Source organism: Amycolatopsis thermalba (assembly GCF_003385215.1).
Classification (GTDB): Bacteria; Actinomycetota; Actinomycetes; order Mycobacteriales; family Pseudonocardiaceae; genus Amycolatopsis_E; species Amycolatopsis_E thermalba.
Genome location: NZ_PQHW01000021.1, coordinates 53,811 through 73,949 on the forward strand (window position 1 = coordinate 53,811; position 20,139 = coordinate 73,949).

The 20,139-nt window shown below is 72.5% G+C and carries 19 protein-coding genes and 1 pseudogene; 11 read left to right on the plus strand and 9 right to left on the minus strand.

Annotation, left to right across the window (positions count from 1 at the left end; all coding sequences use genetic code 11):
• Nucleotides 1-34: 34 nt before the first annotated feature.
• Both D0D15_RS11795 and D0D15_RS11800 read right to left on the minus strand, forming a co-directional pair.
• Entirely contained in the window at nucleotides 35-2,251 is a 2,217-nt protein-coding gene (locus tag D0D15_RS11795) for an FtsX-like permease family protein (RefSeq protein WP_094003235.1), read from the minus strand.
• A complete protein-coding gene (locus D0D15_RS11800; protein WP_094003236.1) occupies nucleotides 2,248-2,940 on the minus strand; it encodes an ABC transporter ATP-binding protein in 693 nt (230 codons plus the stop codon). The genes D0D15_RS11795 and D0D15_RS11800 overlap by 4 nt, the downstream gene beginning before the upstream one ends.
• 134 nt (nucleotides 2,941-3,074) lie before the next feature.
• Between D0D15_RS11800 and D0D15_RS11805 the strand changes: the two genes are divergently transcribed.
• The 3 genes from D0D15_RS11805 to D0D15_RS11815 are packed head-to-tail and all read left to right on the plus strand — an operon-like array spanning nucleotide 3,075 to nucleotide 5,943.
• On the plus strand, nucleotides 3,075-4,787 hold the full coding sequence (locus D0D15_RS11805; RefSeq protein ID WP_094003237.1) for a sensor histidine kinase: 1,713 nt from the start codon (nucleotides 3,075-3,077) through the stop codon (nucleotides 4,785-4,787).
• Entirely contained in the window at nucleotides 4,784-5,434 is a 651-nt protein-coding gene (locus D0D15_RS11810; RefSeq protein WP_094003238.1) for a response regulator, read from the plus strand. The genes D0D15_RS11805 and D0D15_RS11810 overlap by 4 nt, the downstream gene beginning before the upstream one ends.
• 26 nt (nucleotides 5,435-5,460) lie before the next feature.
• Complete coding sequence (locus tag D0D15_RS11815; protein WP_094003239.1) at nucleotides 5,461-5,943, plus strand: DUF3558 domain-containing protein; 483 nt, start codon at nucleotides 5,461-5,463, stop codon at nucleotides 5,941-5,943.
• A 1-nt stretch (nucleotide 5,944) separates the two neighbouring features.
• Here the strand turns inward: D0D15_RS11815 and D0D15_RS11820 are convergent, their stop codons facing one another.
• Nucleotides 5,945-6,685: an SDR family NAD(P)-dependent oxidoreductase gene (locus tag D0D15_RS11820; RefSeq protein ID WP_115944429.1), complete on the minus strand. Its 741-nt coding sequence runs from the start codon at nucleotides 6,683-6,685 to the stop codon at nucleotides 5,945-5,947.
• Between the two features lie 102 nt (nucleotides 6,686-6,787).
• Between D0D15_RS11820 and D0D15_RS11825 the strand changes: the two genes are divergently transcribed.
• Both D0D15_RS11825 and D0D15_RS11830 read left to right on the plus strand, forming a co-directional pair.
• Nucleotides 6,788-7,618 (plus strand): helix-turn-helix domain-containing protein, encoded by an 831-nt coding sequence (locus D0D15_RS11825; RefSeq protein ID WP_094003241.1) that lies wholly within the window; start codon nucleotides 6,788-6,790, stop codon nucleotides 7,616-7,618.
• A gap of 9 nt (nucleotides 7,619-7,627) precedes the next feature.
• Nucleotides 7,628-8,932, plus strand: a complete 1,305-nt coding sequence (locus D0D15_RS11830) for an amidohydrolase family protein (protein WP_094003242.1) — start codon at nucleotides 7,628-7,630, stop codon at nucleotides 8,930-8,932.
• A 383-nt stretch (nucleotides 8,933-9,315) separates the two neighbouring features.
• Here the strand turns inward: D0D15_RS11830 and D0D15_RS11835 are convergent, their stop codons facing one another.
• Nucleotides 9,316-10,122, minus strand: a complete 807-nt coding sequence (locus D0D15_RS11835) for an NAD(P)H-binding protein (RefSeq protein WP_094003243.1) — start codon at nucleotides 10,120-10,122, stop codon at nucleotides 9,316-9,318.
• An 80-nt stretch (nucleotides 10,123-10,202) separates the two neighbouring features.
• Here D0D15_RS11835 and D0D15_RS11840 point away from each other — a divergent pair, with 80 nt between their 5' ends.
• From D0D15_RS11840 to D0D15_RS11855, 4 genes are all read left to right on the plus strand, one after another.
• Nucleotides 10,203-10,751 (plus strand): TetR/AcrR family transcriptional regulator, encoded by a 549-nt coding sequence (locus D0D15_RS11840; RefSeq protein WP_094003244.1) that lies wholly within the window; start codon nucleotides 10,203-10,205, stop codon nucleotides 10,749-10,751.
• A gap of 150 nt (nucleotides 10,752-10,901) precedes the next feature.
• On the plus strand, nucleotides 10,902-11,123 hold the full coding sequence (locus D0D15_RS11845; RefSeq protein WP_094003245.1) for a hypothetical protein: 222 nt from the start codon (nucleotides 10,902-10,904) through the stop codon (nucleotides 11,121-11,123).
• The gene (locus D0D15_RS11850) at nucleotides 11,120-12,421 is read left to right on the plus strand and encodes a WXG100 family type VII secretion target (protein WP_094003246.1); all 1,302 of its coding nucleotides are present in this window, start codon (nucleotides 11,120-11,122) and stop codon (nucleotides 12,419-12,421) included. Before D0D15_RS11845 ends, D0D15_RS11850 begins: the two co-directional genes overlap by 4 nt.
• Nucleotides 12,418-12,840, plus strand: a complete 423-nt coding sequence (locus D0D15_RS11855; RefSeq protein ID WP_094003247.1) for a hypothetical protein — start codon at nucleotides 12,418-12,420, stop codon at nucleotides 12,838-12,840. The genes D0D15_RS11850 and D0D15_RS11855 overlap by 4 nt, the downstream gene beginning before the upstream one ends.
• Here the strand turns inward: D0D15_RS11855 and D0D15_RS11860 are convergent.
• Nucleotides 12,837-13,520 carry an SDR family oxidoreductase gene (locus D0D15_RS11860; RefSeq protein ID WP_094003248.1) on the minus strand — a complete coding sequence of 228 codons (684 nt, stop codon included), beginning with the start codon at nucleotides 13,518-13,520 and terminating at the stop codon, nucleotides 12,837-12,839. The genes D0D15_RS11855 and D0D15_RS11860 overlap by 4 nt on opposite strands.
• A gap of 46 nt (nucleotides 13,521-13,566) precedes the next feature.
• Here D0D15_RS11860 and D0D15_RS11865 point away from each other — a divergent pair, with 46 nt between their 5' ends.
• The gene (locus tag D0D15_RS11865; protein WP_233157021.1) at nucleotides 13,567-14,565 is read left to right on the plus strand and encodes a BUD32 family EKC/KEOPS complex subunit; all 999 of its coding nucleotides are present in this window, start codon (nucleotides 13,567-13,569) and stop codon (nucleotides 14,563-14,565) included.
• A gap of 38 nt (nucleotides 14,566-14,603) precedes the next feature.
• Nucleotides 14,604-15,938, plus strand: coding sequence for an MFS transporter (locus tag D0D15_RS11870; RefSeq protein ID WP_094003250.1), 1,335 nt, complete (start codon nucleotides 14,604-14,606; stop codon nucleotides 15,936-15,938).
• Nucleotides 15,939-16,070: 132 nt separating this feature from the next.
• Here the strand turns inward: D0D15_RS11870 and D0D15_RS11875 are convergent, their stop codons facing one another.
• The 4 genes and pseudogenes from D0D15_RS11875 to D0D15_RS11890 form a co-directional block, all read right to left on the minus strand.
• Nucleotides 16,071-18,125: a PhoX family protein gene (locus D0D15_RS11875; RefSeq protein WP_094003251.1), complete on the minus strand. Its 2,055-nt coding sequence runs from the start codon at nucleotides 18,123-18,125 to the stop codon at nucleotides 16,071-16,073.
• 86 nt (nucleotides 18,126-18,211) lie between these two features.
• Nucleotides 18,212-19,429 carry an MFS transporter gene (locus D0D15_RS11880; RefSeq protein ID WP_115944430.1) on the minus strand — a complete coding sequence of 406 codons (1,218 nt, stop codon included), beginning with the start codon at nucleotides 19,427-19,429 and terminating at the stop codon, nucleotides 18,212-18,214.
• Nucleotides 19,426-19,875: a MarR family winged helix-turn-helix transcriptional regulator gene (locus tag D0D15_RS11885; protein WP_094003253.1), complete on the minus strand. Its 450-nt coding sequence runs from the start codon at nucleotides 19,873-19,875 to the stop codon at nucleotides 19,426-19,428. The genes D0D15_RS11880 and D0D15_RS11885 overlap by 4 nt, the downstream gene beginning before the upstream one ends.
• 46 nt (nucleotides 19,876-19,921) lie before the next feature.
• Nucleotides 19,922-20,139, minus strand: a pseudogene (locus D0D15_RS11890) (MFS transporter); the annotation flags it as partial.

Sequence of the window (20,139 nt, forward strand, 5' to 3'; positions counted from 1 at the left end):
GCCCCTCCCCCGACGAAGGGGCGGCCGGACTTGCTCATTCGTCGGCCAGCGGTTCCGCGCGCACCCGGTTCAGGGCCGGCGTGCAGACCGACGCGGCGAGCACGGCCACGGCGAACCCGAGCACCACCGGCGCGGCCAGCCACGGGCTGATCACCGCCGAGGCGGCCCGGGATTCCTGAATGATCGAGAACAACCCGAGCCCGGCGATCATTCCCAGCACCCCGGATCCGATCGTGGCGACGAGCGCGGGCAGTGCGGCCTCCATCCGCAGCGCCCTGGCCAGCAGCCGGGTCGGCGTGCCGGCCGCCATCAGCGCCCCGAACGTGCGGCGGCGGTCCATCACCGACCCGGCGGTCGCGATCGCCGCGCTGCACCCGGCCAGGATCGCCGCGACCGTCACCCCGATGACCGTGACGCGGCGCAGGTCGTCCAGCTGGCTGCGCTGCTCGTCCAGGTACAGCTCCCGGCTGTACACGCTCTCCCCACCGGCCGCGCCGACCAGCGCGGTCCGCACCATCTCCCGGTCGGCTGGGGTGGTGTCGACGGCGATCCGCGCGTACTCCGACACGATCCCGGCCGGCATCACCGCCGGGTCGATCAGCACCGGCGCGTACCCGTCGTCGTCGGTCTGCACCATCGGCTTGACCGTGGTGCCCGGCGCGAACGGCACGCCAGGGGCTTCGTAGGTGCCGGACACCTGGAAGCCGCCCAGGTCCAGCTCGTGGGTGCTGTAGATCCCCGGCCCGGTGCAGGTGGCCGAGAGGCGGTAGAGCTTGATGCCGTCGGCGCAGGACACGACCACGCCCGAGTAGCTGGACCCGTTCACCGACTTCAGCGTCACCTGGGGCATCGACACCGCGCGGGCCGGCAGGTTGTAGCGCGCGAGCGTGGCGTTGGCCTGGCCGGTGATCGCGGCGGACCGCTCACCGTAGGCGTCCATCGACAGCACCGAGTCCCGGAACGTCCCGCCGCCGCCGGTCATCGCGTCGAAGCTGGGCATCAGCGTCAGCGCCATCGACCCGGTGAACACGGCGAGCACGACCCCGGCCGAGGCGCGGTAGGCGCCGCGCGGGTCGTTGCGCAGCCGCCGCCCGGCCAGCAGCGCGGACGGCCTGCGCCACCGGCTCACGAAGAACCCGCCGATCACCGCGGTGACGTACGGCCCGACCAGCATCGCCGAGGCGATCATCAGCCCGAGCCCGAGCAGGACCAGGTTGACGTCGTCGCCCTTCTCGATGGCGAAGAAGAAGAACAACGCCGTCGCGGGCAGCGAGAGCAGGCGCCACCACCGCAGCGGTTTCGGCGTGTGCTGCACGACCGCCCCCACCGGGTTGCTCACCACGCGCCGCAGCCCGAACACGGCGGCCAGCAGCACCAGCGCCGGCACGGCGACCATCACCAGCACGGTGAGCCCGAGCGGCACGCGGAAGTCCCCGGCCAGCCAGGTGCCGCCGTCCCACGGCACGAGCCGGGCCAGCGACCACAGCAGCGGGCTGATCGCCCAGCCGATCAACGCACCCGCGACCGCGGCGATCCCGGTTTCGGCCGCGGTGATCGACACGACCTGCCCCGGCGTCGCCCCCGCCAGCCGCAGGGCGGCCAGCCGCTGCTCCCGCCTGGCCGCGATCAGCCGCGCCGAGGAGGCCACCAGCACCAGGCTCGGCACCAGCAGCACCACGACACCGACCCCGGCCAGCAGGGTCAGCAGCTCGTCCACCCGCGCGTCGGAAGACGGGACGAACCCGGTCCGCTGGTTCGCGGTCACCGGCATCGTCTCCGGCGTGTGCCCGACGAGCGCGACGAGCTGGTCCGGGAACCGCAGGGCGTCCTCGCCGAGGGTGCCGACCACCTTGCCGGGGAACCGGTCGGCCAGTTGCGACGCCGGGAGCCGGTGCATCGCCTGGAACAGCTCCGGCGACACCAGCACCTCCCCGGGCGCCGGGAACTTCGGCATCCCGGCAGGCAGGCTCACCCCGCCGCCGAGCTGGGCCACGTCGACCCGGTCGATCTGCCTGCCGTCGAAGAAGTCGGTGCTGGTCGCGATCGACAGGGTCGGGGCGCCGTCAACACGCGAGCCGTACGCCTCCTGCCACACCGCGCGCTCGGCGCGGGCCTGCGTGGCGTAGGGCAGGCTCAGCAGCAGGAGCACCAGACCCGTGGCCACCGCGACCCCCACCGCGGTGAGCAGGGTGGCGGTCCGGGTCCGGCGGTCGGCCCGCAGCACCTTGAACGCCAGCTGGACCGGGCTCACGAAAGCACCCCCACCTGCTCCGCGATCCGCCCGTCCCGGATGGTCACGGTGCGCGGCAGCGACGCGGCCAGTTCCACGTCGTGCGTCACGATGACCACCGAGGTGCCCGCGTCCGAAGCCGCGGCCAGCAGGGCGTCCATGGTGTCCTTGCCGGTGCGGGTGTCCAGCGCGCCGGTCGGCTCGTCGGCGAAGATCACCTTCGGCCGGTGGGTGAGCGCGCGGGCGATCGCCACGCGCTGCGCCTGCCCGCCGGACAGCTCACCGGGGCGGGACCCCTCCCGGCCGCGCAGCCCGAGCCGGCCCAGCCACTCCCGCGCCGCGCCGATCGCCTCGCGGCGCTTGGCGCCCCCGAGCAGCATCGGCAGCGCCACGTTCTCCTCGGCGGACAGTTCGGCGACCAGCATTCCCTGCTGGAACACGAACCCGAACTCGGTGCGCCGCAACTCGCTGCGCTTGGTTTCGGACAGCTGCTCGATGCGCTGACCGTTCAGCGTGATCTCGCCGCCGTCCGGCCGCAGGATCCCGGCCAGCACGTGCAGCAGCGACGTCTTGCCCGATCCGGACGGGCCGACGACCGCGAGCGCCTCCCCGGCGTGGATGTCGATGTCCACCCCGGCCAGCGCGACCTGCTCGCCGTACCGCTTGACGAGCCCCCGCCCGGACAGCACGACGCTCCCTTGTGGAGTCATGAACGTATCCCCTTTCGGTGTTCCCGCACAGCAGGTTCACAGGCCGGGCGGGGTGCCCGGATCGGCCGATCGGCCGATCCGGGGTGGCCGGGCGGCCAAGGTGCGTGAGCTCGCCCAGCCGCTACCGTTCGGTTGTGCCGTTCTCCGATCGCGTCACCTCGGCCTGGCGATGGCTGGGGCTCGAAGGCGTTCTGCTGGTCGCCGCCTTCCTGTGCGATCTGGCCGTCGTGCTGCCGGCCAGTGTGGACTCGGTCGGGCCACACGGCCGTGACCTCCTGCTGCTGCCCGGGATGATCGCGCTGGGCGCGTGCGCGCTGTGGGCGCGGACCCGGCCCGCGGTCGCCGTGTTCGCCGGTGCGGCGACGCTGTTCGCCTCGACGTTCCTGATCCGGGAGACCGACGCGGCGGCCTACACCACGCTGCTGAGCAACGTGTCGCTGAGCGAGACCGTCGCCGGGCTGGAGCTGGTGTTCTTCTGCGTCCGCCGGGTGCGGTGGGCGGAGTCGGTCGTCGGCACCGGCACGCTGGTGCTCGCCGGGTTGTTCGCGGCCGGCTACCGCAACGGCTCGGACGACCGCGGGATGGGCGAGACGCTGCTGCTCGGGATGGTGCTGCTGGTCGCCGCGGTGCTGGCCGGGCTGCACTTCCGGCGCGGCCAGGCCCCGCGCAAGGAGAGCCCGGCGCGCGACCTGGTGCGCGAGCAGTGGCCGCTGATCGGCGGGCTCAGCCTGCCCGTGTTCCTGGAGCTGTACCAGCTGCTGGACGGCGGCATCCGCGCGCTGCCCGCGCTGATCTGCTCGCTGGCCGCGGCCGCCATGACCGTGTACGCGACCCGGCGTCCGCTGCCCGCGGCGCTGCTGCTCGCCGGGATCATCTTCGCCACGTCGGCGGCGCTGTGGGTCGCGCCGTGGCAGTACCAGCTGGGCTACGGCGCGCTGCCGTTCACCGAGATCGTCGCCGGGATCATCGTCGTGGTCCTGCTGGTCCGGTCGGTCGAGCCGAAGCGGGCGTGGGGCGCGATCACGCTGATGTCGGCCGGGGTCGCGTTCACCACGCTGACGAACCTGGCCAGTGGCCGCGGCCGGATGACCATGGCCGACCTGCGGGACGTCGTCATCGCCGCGGTGCTCGTGCTGGGCATCTCGGTGGCCGGCGGGCTGTACCTCCGGGCGCGCGACTCCGAGCGGCGCAAGGTGGTCGAGGCCGCGGTCGCCGACGCGCAGAACTCCGAGCGGATGGCGCTGGCGCGGGAACTGCACGACCTGGTGGCGCACCACGTCACCGGCATCATCGTGCAGGCGCAGGCGGCGAAGGTGATCGCCGACCAGAACCCGAAGGTCGCGCTGGAGGTCATCGAACGCATCGAGGCCGCGGGCACCGAGGCGATGACCGCGATGCGTCGGCTGGTGGGCAGCATGCGCGCGGGCGCGGACGCGGTCACCGACCAGGCCACCATGGACCTGGACGCGGACCTGCGGCGGCTGGTGGAGTCCGGGCACCACGGGGTCCCGGTCGAGGCGGACGTGCGGGTGCCCGCGGACCTGCCGCAGGAGGTGGCGCGGTCGGCGCTGCGGCTGGTCCAGGAGTCGCTGACGAACATCGGCAAGCACGCGGCCGGCGCGACGCGGGCGTGCCTGCTGGCCGAGGTCCGCGGCGGCGAACTGCACATCCGGGTGGCCGACGACGGCCGCCAGGTGGCGGCACGGCCGGCCGGCGGATCGGGGGGATACGGTCTGATCGGGATGCGCGAGCGGGTCGAGCTGCTGCACGGCCGGCTCACCGCGGGCCCGGCACCGGACGGGGGCTGGGTGGTGGAGGCGTGGTTGCCGGTGGAGGAAGAAGCTTGATTCGCGTACTGATCGCCGACGACCAGAGCATGGTGCGGATGGGGTTCCGGATGATCCTCGACGCGCAGGACGACATCGAGGTGGTCGCCGACGTCGAGGACGGCGTGTCGGCGGTGACGAAGGCGCGCGAGCTGCGGCCGGACGTGTGCCTGCTGGACATCCGGATGCCCGGGCTGGACGGGCTGGAGGTGACGCGCCGGCTGGCCGGGCCGGACGTGGCCGAACCGCTGAAGGTGGTCGTGGTGACCACGTTCGACCTCGACGAGTACGTGCACACGGCGCTGCGCAACGGCGCGAGCGGCTTCCTGCTCAAGGACGCCGGCCCGGCGCTGCTGATCGAGGCGATCCGGGCCGCCCACCGCGGGGACGCGCTGGTGTCGCCGCAGGTGACGGTGCGGCTGCTGAAGCACTTCGAAGGCGCGTCCGCCCGGCGGTCGGCGCAGCCGCCGAAGGAACCGCTGACCGCGCGTGAGCTGGACGTGGTCAAGGCGGCGGCGCGGGGCCTGACGAACACCGAGATCGGCGCCGAGCTGTACATGTCCCTGTCCACGGTGAAAACGCACCTGGCCGCGGTGCAGGGCAAGGTCGGGGCACGCAACCGCGTCGAGGTCGCGGCCTGGGCGTGGCGCAGCGGGTTGATGGACTAGCCGCGCAGGGTGCAGGCTTTGCGACCATGAAGCGCAGTGCGGCGCTGGTGGCCGCGGTCGTCGTGACAACCGGTCTCACCGCCTGCTCGACCACGGTCAGCGGCAGGCCGACGCCGGCGCCGCGCACCACGAGTGAGGCGCCCACCCCGCTGGACGCGCTGAACGCGTGCACCCTGCTCGACCAGTTGCTCGCGGGGCAGGGGTTCACGCCAGGGCAGCGGATCGGCGTCCGGAACGAGTGCGGCGCGACCAAACCCGGTTACGGCAGCGTGAGCATCGCGCTGGATCCGGAGCGCGCGGACCCCCCGGGGACACCGTTCGACGTCAACGGCCGGAAGGCGCTGATCGGCCAGTTCACCGGCCCCGGGACGTGCGAGGTCGTGCTCGTCGTGACCGAACACGCCCGCGCCTCGGCGACCGTCGTGTTGCTCTCCGGCGATCTGCAGGACGAAGCGTGCGCCGCGGCGGAAGACCTGGCGACGAGCCTGGAACCGCTGCTGCCGCGGTGACTCACTGCGCCGTCCAGCCGCCGTCGACGGGGAGCAGGACGCCGGTGATGAAGCTCGCCGCGTCGGAGGCCAGGAAGGCGACCGCTTCGGCGACCTCGCCGGGGTGGCCGATGCGGCCGATCGGGTGGGCCGGGCCGAACGAGGCGAGCATCTCGCGGCCGTTGTCGACCACGCCGTCCATGATGTCGGTGTCGATGACGCCCGGCAGGACGGCGTTCGAGCGGATGCCGGCCGGCCCGCCTTCGATCGCCAGCACGCGGGTCATCTGGGCCAGCGCGCCCTTCGACGCGGCGTAGGCGGTCTGCGTCTCGAACGCGACCACCGACGACACCGACGCGATCGAGACGATCGAGCCGCCGCCCGCGGCCGCCATCACCCGGAACGCCTCCCGCGCCTGCACGAAGTTCCCGCGCGCGTTGACCCGCAGGATCGCCTCGAAGTCGGCCACGCTGGTCTCGGTGATCGGCTTGTTCAGCGTCCGGCCGGCGTTGTTCACCAGCACGTCCAGCCGGCCGAACCGCTCCACCGCCAGCCGCATCGTCGCGCGGGCCAGCTCCTCGTCGGCGACGTCCCCGGTCAGCACGGCCACGTCGTCGGCGGCCAGGTCGCGCACCGACTCCCGCAGGTCGGTGACGACGAGGCGGGCGCCCCGCGCCCGCAGCAGTTCGGCGCAGGCACGGCCGATGCCGCGGGCGGCACCGGTGACGACGGCGACCCGTCCGGTGAGATCCAGTTTGTTCATGCTCCCGACGGTGGCCCCGACCGGCCGGGACGTGGCAGGGCGCGGTCTTCCTGGGAGCGCTGCACCCAGGTAGCGCCGCCGCGACCGGCTTACGATCGCGGTATGGCACGGTCCGAACTCGGCGAGTTCCTCATCGCCCGGCGGTCCCAGGTGCGCCCGGACGAGGTCAACCTCCCCAGCACCGGGCAGCGCCGGGTGCCCGGTCTGCGCCGCGAGGAGGTGGCGTTGCTGGCCGGCGTCAGCGTCGACTACTACGTGCGCCTGGAACAGGGCCGCGAGCGCACCCCGTCGGCGCAGGTGGTCGACGCGCTGGCGGCCGCGCTCCGCCTCGCCGAGGACGGCCGCGAGCACCTGTTCCGCCTCGCCGGGCTCAGCCCCCGCACCCGGCTCACCGCGGTGCCCGCCCGGGTCGATCCGAGCCTGCTGCAGCTGATGAGCGCCTGGCCGGACAACCCCGCGATCGTCTACAACCTCGCCTACGACGTGCTCGCCTCCAACGCCATCGCCGACGCGCTCTTCCACGACTGGGCCCATTCGCGCAACCTGATGCACGTCGTGTTCACCGACCCGGCGGCGCGCACGTTCTACCGGGACTGGCACGAGGTCGCACGCAACTCGGTCGCCGGTTTCCGGCTCGGCTACGGCAAGAACCCGGACGACCCGCGGGTCCGGCAGGTCCTCGCCGAGCTGCTGGAGCGCAGTCCCGAGTTCGCCGCGATGTGGACCGATCACGACGCGCGTGGCAAGAGCCTGGCGCACAAGGAGTTCGTGCACCGCGAGGTCGGCCCGCTGACGCTGACCATGCAGACCTTCGACGTGCGGTCCAGTCCGGGGCAGGAGCTGGTGGTCTACCACGCCGAACCGGGCTCGCCGAGCAGCGAGGCGCTCGCCCTGCTCGGGTCGCTCGCCGCGACCTCCCGGCGCGCGACCTAGAATCCCAGGATGCCGCATCGTTTTCGCGCCCCCGTCGTCCTGCCCTGCGATCCGGACTGCTCCGTCATCCGCGACGGTGTGGTCGACGTCGGCGACGACGGGCGGATCGCGTTCTGCGGTTCCGCCGCCGAAGCACCCGGCGATCTGCCGTCCACCCAGCTGACCGGGATCCTGCTGCCCGGCCTGATCAACGCGCACGCGCACAGCCCGATGACGCTGCTGCGCGGCATGGGCGGGGACCTGCCGCTGCTGCGCTGGCTGCACGAGATCATCTGGCCGGCCGAGGCGAAGCTGCGGGCCGAGGACGTGCGCGCCGGGATGCTGCTCGGGTCGGTGGAGATGCTCCGGCACGGGGTGACGACCAGCGCGGAGATGTACTTCTACGCCGAGCAGATGGCCGAGGCGGTGCTGGAGACCGGGGCGCGGGCGGTGCTCGGCGGGCCGATCATCGACCTGCCCGGCGTCGACTGGCGGCGCATGATCGAGGTGACGGACCGCTGGATCGACACCGACGGCCTGCGGTTCGGCCCGGGTGAGCGGATCGAGTTGTCGTACGCGGCGCATTCGGCGTACATGCTGCCGGTCGAGGCGCTGCGGCAGGTGACCGAGTCGGCGGCGGCGCGGGGCGCGCTGGTGCAGATCCACGTCGCCGAGGCGGCGGACGAGGACGCCCGGCAGCGCGCGGAGTTCGGTTCGGTGCCGCGGCTGCTGGAGGAGATCGGCATGTTGCGCGGGCGGGTGCTCACCGCGCACGCGGTGCATCTGTCCGATGAGGACATCGCGCTGTTCGCGGCCCGCGGGACCGGGGTGGCGCACTGCCCGGGGTCGAACGCGAAGCTGGCGTCGGGGATCGCGCGGCTGACGGACCTGCGGGCGGCCGCGGTGGCGGTCGGGCTCGGCACGGACGGCCCGGCCAGCAACGATGACCTCGACCTGTGGGAGGAGGTCCAGCTGTCGGCGATGCTGGCCCGGCTGTCCACGAAGGACTCGACCGCGCTGCGGGCGAAGGACGCGCTGTTGCTGGCCACCCGCGGCGGCGCGGACGCACTGGGCCGCGACGACCTGGGCGCGCTGGAGCCCGGCCGCTGGGCCGACTTCGTGCACGTCGACCCGGACGGCCCGGCGTTCGCGACCGGCCTGGACGAGCCGGACGAGCAGGTGATCTCGAACCTGGTGTGGGCGTCGGGCTCCCGGCAGGTGCGGGACGTGTGGGTGGCCGGCGACCAGGTGGTCACCGACGGCGAGCCGGTGCGGGTCGAGCGGAGCAAGGCACAATCCGCCGCGCGCGACTCCGCCGCGCGACTGCGGGCCTAGCGGACGGGGTCAGTCGGCGAGCCGGTTGCGGGCCTTGCCCACACTGGGCCTGCCGGCGAGCCGGCCGGTTGCGGGCCTAGCGGACCCGGCCGCGGCTGGCGGCCGCCCGGCTGACCGGGACCACACGCGGAGCGGGCTCGCCGGTTCGCTTTGCGACCGCACTGCCGCTTCGCGCGACCGGTGCGGCCGTCGGCGACCCGCGCCACGGCCCGGCGCGCCGCCACCCGAGCGGTCAGCCGGCGAGCAGGCTCGGCCCCCGTCCCCGGAGCGCGGCGCCACCGCCCGCCGCGCGCGACTCCGCCGCGCGACTGCGGGCCTGACCGGGCCGGGCCAGCCGGCAGGCGGGCCGGGCGGTGCGCGCCACGCCCGGCGCCGCACCCCCCTCAGCGGAACAGCTCCGCGTGGGCCACCGCCCACTCGGCGAACCGCATCCCCGGGCGGCCCAGCACGCGGGACACCGTGGGCGAAGCCGGCTGCGGATCCCTGGCCAGTTCCGCGCATCCGTCCAGGTACCAGGCGGCGCTGTCCGCGCCCATCACCGCCGACAGCTCGGCCAGCGCCTCCGCGTGCGAGACCTCCACCAGCGGGATCTCCCGCCCCAGCGCCTGCCCGATCTGCGCCACGAGCTCGGCGCGGGTGAGCGTCTCCGGCCCGGTCAGCCCGTACGCCACGTGCTCGTGGCCGTCCTCCAGCAGGGCCTTCGCCGCGACGGCCGCGATGTCCTCCAGCGCGATCGGCGCGTTCGCCGCCCGCGGGTACGCCTCGCGCACCTCGCCCCGGTCGCGGATCTGCTCCGCCCAGACCGTCGTGTTCGTCATGAACTCGCCCGCCTCCAGGTGGGTCCACGGGATGCCGGACTGCTCGACCGCCTTCTCGATGTCGTACCACCAACTGCCCTCGGGACCGGCGAGGTCGACGATCCGCGTCACCCCGGCCTCCCGGGCGAGCGCGGTCACCTCCCGCACCGTCTTCGTCAGCGGCGCCAGGTACATCCGGTCCACGCCCGCCAGCGCGCGGGGCAGCGTCTCGACGCGGCCGAGGTAACCCTCGACCACCTCCACCGCGGGTGGCAGGGCCGCCCGGGCCGGGTCCGTGGTCAGCGCCCGCACCTGCGTCGCTCCCGCGGCGAGCAGCTGATCGACCACCAGCCGGCCCACGTTGCCCGTCGCGCCCGTCACCAGTATCCGCATGAGCCCTCCCAGGAATGGAACATCGATGTTCCACAACAGTACTCACATGCTCCATTTTGGCAAGGCGGTAGTTTGTCCCGGTGAGCACCCGTGACCGCACCCGCAGCGCGATCCTCGACGCCGCCGCGACCGTCCTGGGCCGCGACTACCAGGCGAAACTCGCCGAGATCGCGGACGCGGCCGGCGTCGGCCGGACCACCCTGCACCGCTACTTCCCGGACCGCGCCACGCTGATCGAGGCCACCATCGAGGACTCCGTGGCCGCCATCGAGTCCGCCGTCGGTGACGCGGCGATCGACCAGGGCCCGGCGCTGGACGCCATGCGCAGGCTGGTCGCCGCGATGCTGTCGGTCGGGGACCGGCTGGTGTTCCTGTTCGGCGACCCGCGGGTGCTGGCCGAGCACGACCCGGACGGGAGCCCGCCGCCGGACGACCCGCTGATCGCCCTCATCGAGCGCGGCCAGGCCGACGGCGTGTTCGATCCGGCGCTCACTCCACAGTGGATTCAGCGGGTGCTGTGGGCACTGGTCTACACCGGGTACACCGAGGGCGAACAGTGCGGCGTGCCCCGGCACGGCATTGTGGACACCGTGGTGAAAACGTTGCACAGCGGGATCGGCCGATCATGATCTTCGCGACCGGTTAACCGGCGCTCACGCGTTCGTTCACCTCACGTTCCCGCGCGGTGTCTTACATCGGCGCACGTGTGGGGAGTTCTCGACGCCGAGCCGGCAGGGCTCGGCAAAGCCGCAGGTCACATAGGTGACATACTGACCAAATTGGACAATTCCGCGCTTGCCGGAATCGTCCCGACGGCGGAGGTCTACGGGGACGCCGGCCTGGCGGGCAAGCTCGGCGAATTCGCCGGCCTGGCGCGGATCGCCGCGCGCGTGCTGCGGGAACGGGTCGACCTGACGGGCACCGCGCTGCTGGACACGGCCACGCTGTTCCGCGAGATGGAGCTCGACAACGAGGCCGCCATCCGGCGGGCCGGGCAGTGAGCGCGGAGCTCGGCTCCACCGACGACCCCCGCGCGCTGGTTCCCGGATCACCGGAAACCATCGTCGAGCACGCGCGGACCCTGCTCGACCAGGCGAAACAGTTCGACGGCGTCGGCTCGAAACTCGCCGGGTTCAGCGTCCCCGGCTGGCAGGGCGCGGCCGCCGACGCGTTCGGCGAGCTGGTCGACTGGCTGCCCCCGCAGTGGCTGAAGGCGGCCGACAGCCTGACAGCCGCCGCGGGCGGTCTCGACCACTACGCCGACACGCTGCGCTGGGCCCAGGAACAGGCCCAGGAGGCGATCGAGCTGTGGGACTCCGGCCGCCGTGCCCTCGACCGGGCCGCCGAGCAGGCCGTCGAGCAGGCCGTCGAGGACGCCGCGGAGGAAGCGGTGCAGCAGGCCGAGCAGCTGCGGCAGCAGGGCGAGCAACTCCAGGAGCAGGCGTGGGAGGTGCTCGACCGGGCCCGCGAACAGCTCGCACGCCAGGCCGCCGAAGCCGCGCGGGCCATCGGCACGATCGAGGCCGCGGCGGGCAGCGCGATCGGCGGGCTCGTCGACGCGATCGCCAGCGGCTGGGACGCCACCGGCAGCTCGTCGATCAAGACGTGGGAGTACGGCAACAAGTTCATCCCGCCCGAGCACGGCAAGCTGGGCCGCTACCGCTACTACGCTTACCTGCTGCACCAGGTCGCCGAGGGCAAGCTGCGGAAGGGCGATCTCACGCTCACCGGCAGGCTCGAAACGATGGTCGGCATCGAGACCAACTTCCAGGCCGCGCTGAACAACAAGGGCCTCATCCTCGAGATGGAGACCATCGACGGCATCAAGAGCACCGCGACCGGCCGCGTCGACTACGGCGTCCTCGGCCTGGACGGCAAGGCGGAGGCCATGTTCGGCGTCCGCGGCCGGGCCGGGCTCAAGGCCACCAAGGAGGTGGCCGAGGCCAAGGCGGGGGTGTTCGCCGGGGCGCGCGGCAGCGTGCGCGGCGCCGTCGACGTCGGTGGCGTCGGCGCGGGCGGGACCGCGGAGGGCTGGGCCGGTCTCGGCGCGGAGGCCGGGTTCACCGTCGGCGAGGGCGAGGACGGCAAGTTCCACATCAAGGGCAACGCCGGCCTGGCGCTCGGGCTCGGCGGTGAGCTCGGGTTCGACCTGCAGGTCGACGGCCACAAGGTCGCCGAGACCGCGAAGTCGGCCACGAACGCGATCGGCAACGGCATCGAGGCGGCCGGCGAAGGCATCAAGGACTTCGGCGAGGACGTCGCGGACGTCGGCAAATCGCTCAAGGGGTTGTTCGGATGACACTGCCCGTTTCCATCCACTTCGGACTGCCGGACGGCTGGGAGCCCGTGCCGGCTCGGGACGCCGCCTTCGCCGCGGTGCGGTCGGACACCGCGGGGATCATGCTGACCGGCGGGATGTGGCCGTCGGCGGTGCCGTTGCGCGAGGTGGCCGCCGGGTCCGCGGCGGACCTGCGCGAGACCGCCGCCGAGGTGACCGTGCTCAGCGGCGACGAGATCGGTGGCGACGGTTTCGTGCAGGAGCTGCGGTTCACGGCCGGCGGCGAAACGTTCGTGCGCAGCGAGGTGTACCTCGCGATGGGCGAGGGGGCGGGCCAGCGCGCCGTCGTCCGCGCGGTGCTGACCTGCACCCGCGCCGAGTTCGACGCGCTGGCCGGCGACTTCCGCGAGTTCGTCGGCTCGCTCGGCCCCGACGACTAGCGCGGGCGGGGCCGGACGGTGACGTCGGTGACGTGCGAGTCGGGGCTCGCGGTGACCGCGGAGAGCACCGCCGCGGCGACCGAGTCCGGCCGCAGGTACTGCGTGGGGGCGTACTCCTTGCCCTCGCCCGCGACGATCGCCTGCTGCATCTCCGTGTCGGTCCGGCCCGGGTAGACCGAGGTGACCCGGATGCCCGGCTCCTCCTCGCGCAGCGCGTCGGCGAACGCGCGCACCGCGTGCTTGCTCGCCGCGTAGGGGCCCCAGCCGGCGCGGGCGGACAGGCCCTGACCGGAGTTGATGATCACGACGTGCCCGTTCGCGGCGCGCAGGGCAGGCAGCAGCAGGCGGGTCAGCTCCGCCACGGCGACGACGTTGACCTCGAAGTTCTTCCGCCACGCCGCGGGCGCGGACTGCTCGACGGTGCCCAGTTCGGCCGTGCCGGCCGAGTGGACGAGCACGTCCAGCCGGTCGATGCCGGCGACCGCCGCGCGCACGCCGTCGAGGTCGCTCAGGTCCACCGGCCACGGCTCCGCGTTCGCCGACTCGGCGGCCTGCTCGCCGAGCGCGTCGACGTCCCGGCCGCCGAGCAGCACGCGGTGGGTGGGCGCGAGCGCACGGGCGATAGCGGCACCGATCCCGCGCGAGGCACCGGTGACGAGAGCGAGGGGATTTTCCGGCATGCCCCTACGTTAGGCGGTTGTTCCCGGCCGGCTGGAGGAGATCCCGTTGTCGCAGTCCCTCGCGTCGAGGCGAGCCCGTCACGAGCGGGCGTCCACGGCGTTGTCCCAGCTCAGCGACGCGAGCCTGGCCGCGTTACTGGACGCCGCCCGGCCACTGGGCACCGGTATCGGCGGCACGACCTGGCTGGCCGACGTCGAGGGCGTGCCGGTGTTCGTGAAGCGGGTGCCGGTCACCGAGGTGGAGCTGGCGAACCCGCGCTCGACCGCCGACCTCTTCGGCCTGCCGGTCTGGTCGCACTACGGGGTCGGCTCCCCGGGCGGCGGCGCCTGGCGTGAGCTGGCCGCGCACGTCCTGACCAGCGACGACGTGCTGGCGGGCGGCAGCGAGAACTTCCTGCTGCTGCACCACTGGCGGGTCCTCGGCGGCGGCCCGCGCCCGCAAGTGACCGCGGCCGAGCGGGAGGAGTCGATCGCGTTCTGGCACGGCCACCCGGGCGTGCGTCGGCGGCTGGAGGCGCTCGCCGCGGCGCCGGCCGACCTCGTGCTGTTCCTGGAACGGATGCCGCACGACCTCCGCGCCTGGATGCACGAGGGCGCGTGCGGGATGGCCGAGCGGGAGCTGACGGCGATCACCCGGGCAATGAGCCGCCTCGGGTTGTGGCACTTCGACGCGCACTTCGGCAACACCCTCACCGACGGCGAACGGCTCTACCTGACCGACTTCGGCCTGGCGTCCAGCCCGCGCTTCGACCTCACCGGCGCCGAGCGGCGCTTCCTCGCCGACCACGCCACCCACGACCGCAGCTACGTGCTCACCCACCTGGTCAACTGGATCGTGCGCGAACTGGGCGGCATCGCCGACGTCCGGCTGCGCAACGAGGCCATCCGCACCGGCGACCTCCCCGCGCTGCCTCCCGCGGCGGCGGACGTCGTCCAGCGGCACGCCCCGGTCGCCGCCGTGGTCAACGCGTTCTACTTCCGCCTGCACACCGAAACCCGGATGGCGCCGTACCCGCGCAACGTGATCGAGCACGTGCTGCATTGATCTTGACGAACCACCCGTAAGTGGCATGCAATTCGGGGATGTCGACGAGGACGATCGCCGAGGGTGACCGGGTGCTGGGCAAGGTCGCGCTGCGGATCATGCCCTTCCTGGCCCTGCTGTACTTCGTGAACTACCTGGACCGCGTCAACATCGGCTTCGCGGGGCCGAACGGGATGAACGCCGAACTCGGTCTGTCCGCGACCGCGTTCGGGTTCGCCTCCGGGATCTTCTTCCTCGGCTACCTGACGCTCGAGGTGCCCAGCAACCTCGCGCTGCACCGGTTCGGCGCGCGGCGGTGGCTGGCGCGGATCATGGTCACCTGGGGGATCGTCGCGACGGTGCTGGCGTTCGTGCCGAACCCGACGACGCTGGTGATCATGCGGTTCCTGCTCGGCGTCGCCGAGGCGGGCTTCTTCCCCGGCATCATCCTGTACCTGACGTACTGGTTCCCGGCGGCGCAGCGGGCCAAGGCGGTCGCGTTGTTCATGGCCGCCGTGCCGGTGTCCTCGGCGATCGGGTCGACCGTGTCCAGCCTGCTGATCGCGCACGGGCACGGGGTGTTCGGGCTGTCCGGCTGGCGGTTCATGTTCCTCGTCGAGGGCATCCCGGCGATCCTGCTCGCGTTCGTGACCTGGTTCTACCTGACCGACCGGCCGGAGCAGGCGAAGTGGCTCACCGAGGACGAGCGCCGCTGGCTGACCACCGAACTGGACAACGAGCGCAAGGCGACCGAGGCCGCGCACCACTGGCCGCTGCGCAAGGCGCTGACCCACCCGCGCATCCTCGGCCTGGCCTTCGTGTACTTCGCGATCGCGTACGGCCTGTACGCGCTCGGGTTCTTCCTGCCGACGATCATCGCCGGGTTCGGGCAGCAGTTCGGGACGAAGCTGTCGACCGTGGAAGCCGGTCTGGTCACGGCCATCCCGTACGTGATCGCCGCGGTGGTGATGGTGTTCTGGGCGCGGCACGGCGACCGCACGCGGGAGCGGAAGTGGCACGTCGCGCTGCCGATGATCGTCGGCGGGGTGGCGATCCCGATCGCCCTGTACCTGGGCAACCCCTACGCGGCGATGGTCGCGGTGACGATCTGCGCCGTGGGGGTGTGCGCGGCGCTGCCGACGTTCTGGGCGCTGCCCTCGACGTTCCTCTCCGGCGCGGCGGCCGCCGGCGGCATCGCGTTGATCAACTCGCTGGGCAACATCTCCGGTTTCGCCGCGCCGTACGTGACGGGCTGGCTGCGGGACCTGACGGGATCGCAGCGGACCGGCCTGTGGGTGGTCGGGCTGTGCATGCTCGCCGGGGCGTGCGTCGCGTTGGTGCTGGGCGCGCGGCCGAAGCCGGACCGGACTCGAACGGTCGACTCGCTCCCCTGAACGTGGAACTCGCGCGCCGGAGCGTGGAACTCGCGCGCCGGAGCGTGGAACTCGCGCGCGGGAGCGTGGGACTCGCGCCGGCATGACGGAGCCCCGGGGAAGCGCGTTCCCCGGGGCTCCGTCAACTCACCGTCAGCGGCGCTTGCGCCACACCGAAACCACCGCCGGACGGGGCAGGTTGCTGCCGCCGTCCGGCCAGTGCGACTGCGGGTTCGTCACCGTGCCGCCCTCGCCGGGGTGCTGCACCGCGACCGTGACGAAGTCGCTCGTCACGTTGGGGCCGCAGGTTTCCGCGCCGATCGGCACCGTGAGGAACTGCTTGACCTGGCCGCGGTTCGGGCCGTCGACCGGCACCGCGAACAGGCCGTCGTTCATGCCCAGCGCGTTGCCGTCGGTGGAGATCCACAGGTTGCCGTAGGGGTCGAACGCCACGTTGTCCGGGCAGGAGATCGGGCTGACCTGGTCCTTCGGGAAGCCGCCGAAGTAGGTGTCGGCCGTGGCCGGGTCACCGCAGACCAGCAGCAGCCGCCAGGAGAACGTCGTCGAGGCCGCGTCGCCGCGGTCCTCCTCCCACTCCAGCACGTGGCCGTTCTTGTTGCCGACGCGCGGGTTCGCCTCGTCCACACCGGCCTTGCCTGCCGCGCCGCGGTCGCTGTTGTTGGTCAGCGCGGCGTAGATGCGGCCGTTGACCGGGTTCGGCTCGATGTCCTCGGGGCGGTCCATCTTCGTCGCGCCGGCCTTGTCCGCGGCCTGGCGGGTGAAGACGTACACCTCCTCGGCGGTGAACCCGTCCACGAAGGACTTGTCCCCGCTGGCCAGCGGGATCCACTCGCCGCGGCCGTCGAACTCGCCGTCCGCGGGCAGCTTGCCGGTGCCGTCGATCTGGCTCGCCGGGCTGTCGCCGGTGAACTTCGCGACGTACAGCGTGCCCTCGTCGAGCAGGGCCGAGTTGTGGCGGCGGGCGTGGGCGCTGGTGCCCGGCTTGTACTTGCCCTTCGACACGAACTTGTAGATGTACTCGAAGCGCTCGTCGTCACCGGAGTAGACCGCGACCCGGCCGTCCTTGGTGATCTTGACGTTGGCGGCCTCGTGCTTGAAGCGGCCGAGCGCGGTGTGCTTGATCGGGGTGGAGTTCGGGTCGTTCGGGTCGATCTCGACGACCCAGCCGAACCGGTTGACCTCGTTGGGCTCCCGCGGCACGTCCCAGCGCTTGTCGAAGCGCTCCCACTTGCGGGTCGAGGTGCCCTTGCCGATGCCGTAGCGGGTCAGCCGGGCCTGCTCCACCGGGTCGGTGACCTTCTCCGAGTTGGCGAAGTACTGGTGGAAGTTCTCCTCGCCGGACAGGACCGTGCCCCACGGCGTGACGCCGCCGGCGCAGTTGTTCTGGGTGCCGCGCACCTTGGTGCCGGTCGGGTCGGCGGAGGTCTTCAGGTACTTCGAGCCGGCGGCCGGGCCACGCACCTCGAACGTCGTGTCCAGCGTGATGCGGCGCCCGTAGCGGCTCGGCACGACTTCCAGGCCGCCGTCGCGCTGCTTCTCCACGAGCACGACCGACAGGCCGTGGGCCGCCCAGCCGATCTTGACCTGCTCCTCGGTCGGGTTGGCCGAGTCGTACTGGCCGGCCGGGAACATCTGCGTCTCGGTCGTGTACTCGTGGTTCACGACCATCAGGAAGCGCTTGCCCTGCCGGTCCTGCGGGATCAGCCCGACGAAGTCGTTGTTGTAGCCGAACTGCTTCGCCTGCGCGGCCGCGGTCTGCTTGGCGATGTCGAACTTCGGCGCGCCGGTGACCACCGGGTCGCCCCAGCGGATCACGACGTTCTGCTCCCAGCCGTCCGGGATGACGACCGCGTCGGCCTTGTTCGGCGCGACGGGCGTGAAGTCCGTACCGGGCACGGGGCGGCCGGGGCGGTTGCCGTGGCCGGCCAGCGCGGGCGGCACGGCGGCGGAGGCGGTGGCACCGGCGTTCAGCGCGGCGAACCCGCCCGCCGCGGCGGCCATGACGGCACTGGCCTTGAAGACGCCGCGCCGGGACATGCCCTTGACGACGTCACCGAAGTACTCGTTCGACGACTCGTTGGGCGCCTCGTGAGCACACTGGTTGCCACAACGGTAGATGCACGTGGTCGCGGCTCTGCCGCTCGTGTGGGTAAGGAGGGGCAGCAGCCGCCCGGGGGTGAAGGACACCTGGTCTCCAGTCACTCAGTCAGGGGAAACGCTGGTGACGTTAAGCGACCGAGGCCAGGTGTCCTCAAACTACAGGTGAACGGTAGTCAAAGCTCTTCCCCGACGAGAGCTGCCTCACGCGGCACCCGGTGCGGATCCGCGCTGTTCGTCCGGATCGCGAGGAGCCCGCCGGCCAGCACGCACAGGATCGCGGCGATGACGAACGGGGCGTGCTCCGAGCCGAGCCACTCGGCGACGTGCCCGACGAGGGTGGCGGCCACGGCGCCGCCGAGCCAGCGGCAGAAGTTGTAGCCCGCGCTGGCCACCGGCCGGGGCGCGTCGCTGATCGACATCGCGGTGCCGGTGAACAGGGTGTTCAGCAGGCCGGAGACCAGCCCGGAGGCGATCACGCCGACCACGATCACCGGCTTGCTCGGCACCACGAGCACCACCATCAGCACCGCGTAGCCGAGCACCGACACCACGGTCGCGTGCCGCTCGGCGAGCCGGCCGGCCAGCTTCGGCGCGAGCACCACCCCGGCGACCGCGACGCACAGGCCCCAGCCGCAGAAGATCAGCCCGACCGCGACCGCGCTCCAGTCCAGCACGAACGGGGTCCAGGCCAGCACGGTGAAGAACGCGGCGGTGTAGAACGCGGAGCCGATCGAGGTGCGCAGCAGGCCGGCGTGCTTCAGCGCGCGCAGCGGGTCGAGCAGCCGGATCGGGTCCCGCTTCTCGTGCTTGTCACCGGCCAGGAAGATCGAGCACAGCACCAGGGCGGCGGCCATCAGCACGGCGGTGCCGACGAACGGGCCGCGCCAGGAGATGCTGCCGAGCAGGGCGCCGAGCAGCGGCCCGACCGCGAGGCCGACGCCGAGCGCGGCCTCGTAGAGCAGGATCGCGCCGGCCTGCCCGCCGGTGGCGGCGCCGACGATCACCGACAGCGCGGTGGCGATGAAGAACGCGTTGCCGAGACCCCACACCGCGCGCAGCGCGACCAGCTGCTCGATCGACCCGGCCGCGGCGCACAGCGCGGTCGCGACCACGATCAGCGCCAGCCCGGTCAGGACCGTCCGCTTCGGACCGAACTTCGCGCTGGCGGCGCCGGTGACCAGCATGGCGATCACCTGGACGCCGAGGTAGGACGAGAACAGCAGCGTCACCTGGGACGGCGTGGCGTGCAGCCCCTCGGCGATGGACAGCAGGATCGGGTCCACCAGCCCGATCCCCATGAACGCGATGACCGCGGCGAACGCCGTGATCCACACCTGCTTGGGCTGGCCCTTCAGCGCGTCCAGCAGGCTCCCGTGACTGTGACTGCTCATGAGAGCAGTTCCTCCTTCTTGACCGGATCGATGAGCCTCCGCAGGGCCGGCAGCGCCGCGTCGATCGCGTCGCGGTCGGCTGGATCCAGGGCGGTCAGGCGCTCGCGCAGGAACTCCTCGCGGGCCGTGATCAGCGCGGTCATGTACCGCGCGCCGGACTCGGTCGCCTCGATCAGCACCGCGCGCCGGTCGTCCGGATCGGGCCGCCTGCCGACCAGGCCGAGCCGCTCCAGCCGGCGGACCAGGTCCGTCATGGACGGCTGGCGCACGCCCTCCAGCTCGGCGAGCGCACTCATCCGCCGCGGGCCGCCGTGGACCAGCTCGCTCAGCACCGAGCCCTGGGTCAGGGTGAGCTGGTGCTGCGGGGTCAGCCGCCGGACCAGGTAGTAGAGGCGGAAGACCAGCGGGCGGAGCTCGTGCGCGAGCTCTGCTACTCCTGGATTCACTTAGCTAGCCTAAGCGTTATTGCTTAGGTTGTCTAAGTTAATCGGCTCACAGGGACGCGGACTTCACCAGCCACAGTCCGGTCAGCACGGCGCCCACCAGGGTCACCACCCCGGCCACCACGAAGGCACTGCCCAGCCCCGCCCCGGTCTGGACGACCGCTCCCAGCACCGCCACCCCGAGCACCGCCCCGATCTGCCGGGTCGTGCTGCTGATCCCGGACGCCAGCCCGCCCTCCCGCGGGCTCACCGCCTGGATCGCGGCCC

Excerpts from the sequence above, each read along its gene's own strand:
- D0D15_RS11800 (WP_094003236.1), bottom strand. The coding sequence starts at position 2,940 with ATGACTCCACAAGGGAGCGTCGTGCTGTCCGGGCGGGGGCTCGTCAAG.
- D0D15_RS11815 (WP_094003239.1), top strand. The coding sequence starts at position 5,461 with ATGAAGCGCAGTGCGGCGCTGGTGGCCGCGGTCGTCGTGACAACCGGT.
- D0D15_RS11820 (WP_115944429.1), bottom strand. The coding sequence starts at position 6,685 with ATGAACAAACTGGATCTCACCGGACGGGTCGCCGTCGTCACCGGTGCC.
- D0D15_RS11825 (WP_094003241.1), top strand. The coding sequence starts at position 6,788 with ATGGCACGGTCCGAACTCGGCGAGTTCCTCATCGCCCGGCGGTCCCAG.
- D0D15_RS11830 (WP_094003242.1), top strand. The coding sequence starts at position 7,628 with ATGCCGCATCGTTTTCGCGCCCCCGTCGTCCTGCCCTGCGATCCGGAC.
- D0D15_RS11835 (WP_094003243.1), bottom strand. The coding sequence starts at position 10,122 with ATGCGGATACTGGTGACGGGCGCGACGGGCAACGTGGGCCGGCTGGTG.
- D0D15_RS11855 (WP_094003247.1), top strand. The coding sequence starts at position 12,418 with ATGACACTGCCCGTTTCCATCCACTTCGGACTGCCGGACGGCTGGGAG.
- D0D15_RS11860 (WP_094003248.1), bottom strand. The coding sequence starts at position 13,520 with ATGCCGGAAAATCCCCTCGCTCTCGTCACCGGTGCCTCGCGCGGGATC.
- D0D15_RS11870 (WP_094003250.1), top strand. The coding sequence starts at position 14,604 with ATGTCGACGAGGACGATCGCCGAGGGTGACCGGGTGCTGGGCAAGGTC.
- D0D15_RS11880 (WP_115944430.1), bottom strand. The coding sequence starts at position 19,429 with ATGAGCAGTCACAGTCACGGGAGCCTGCTGGACGCGCTGAAGGGCCAG.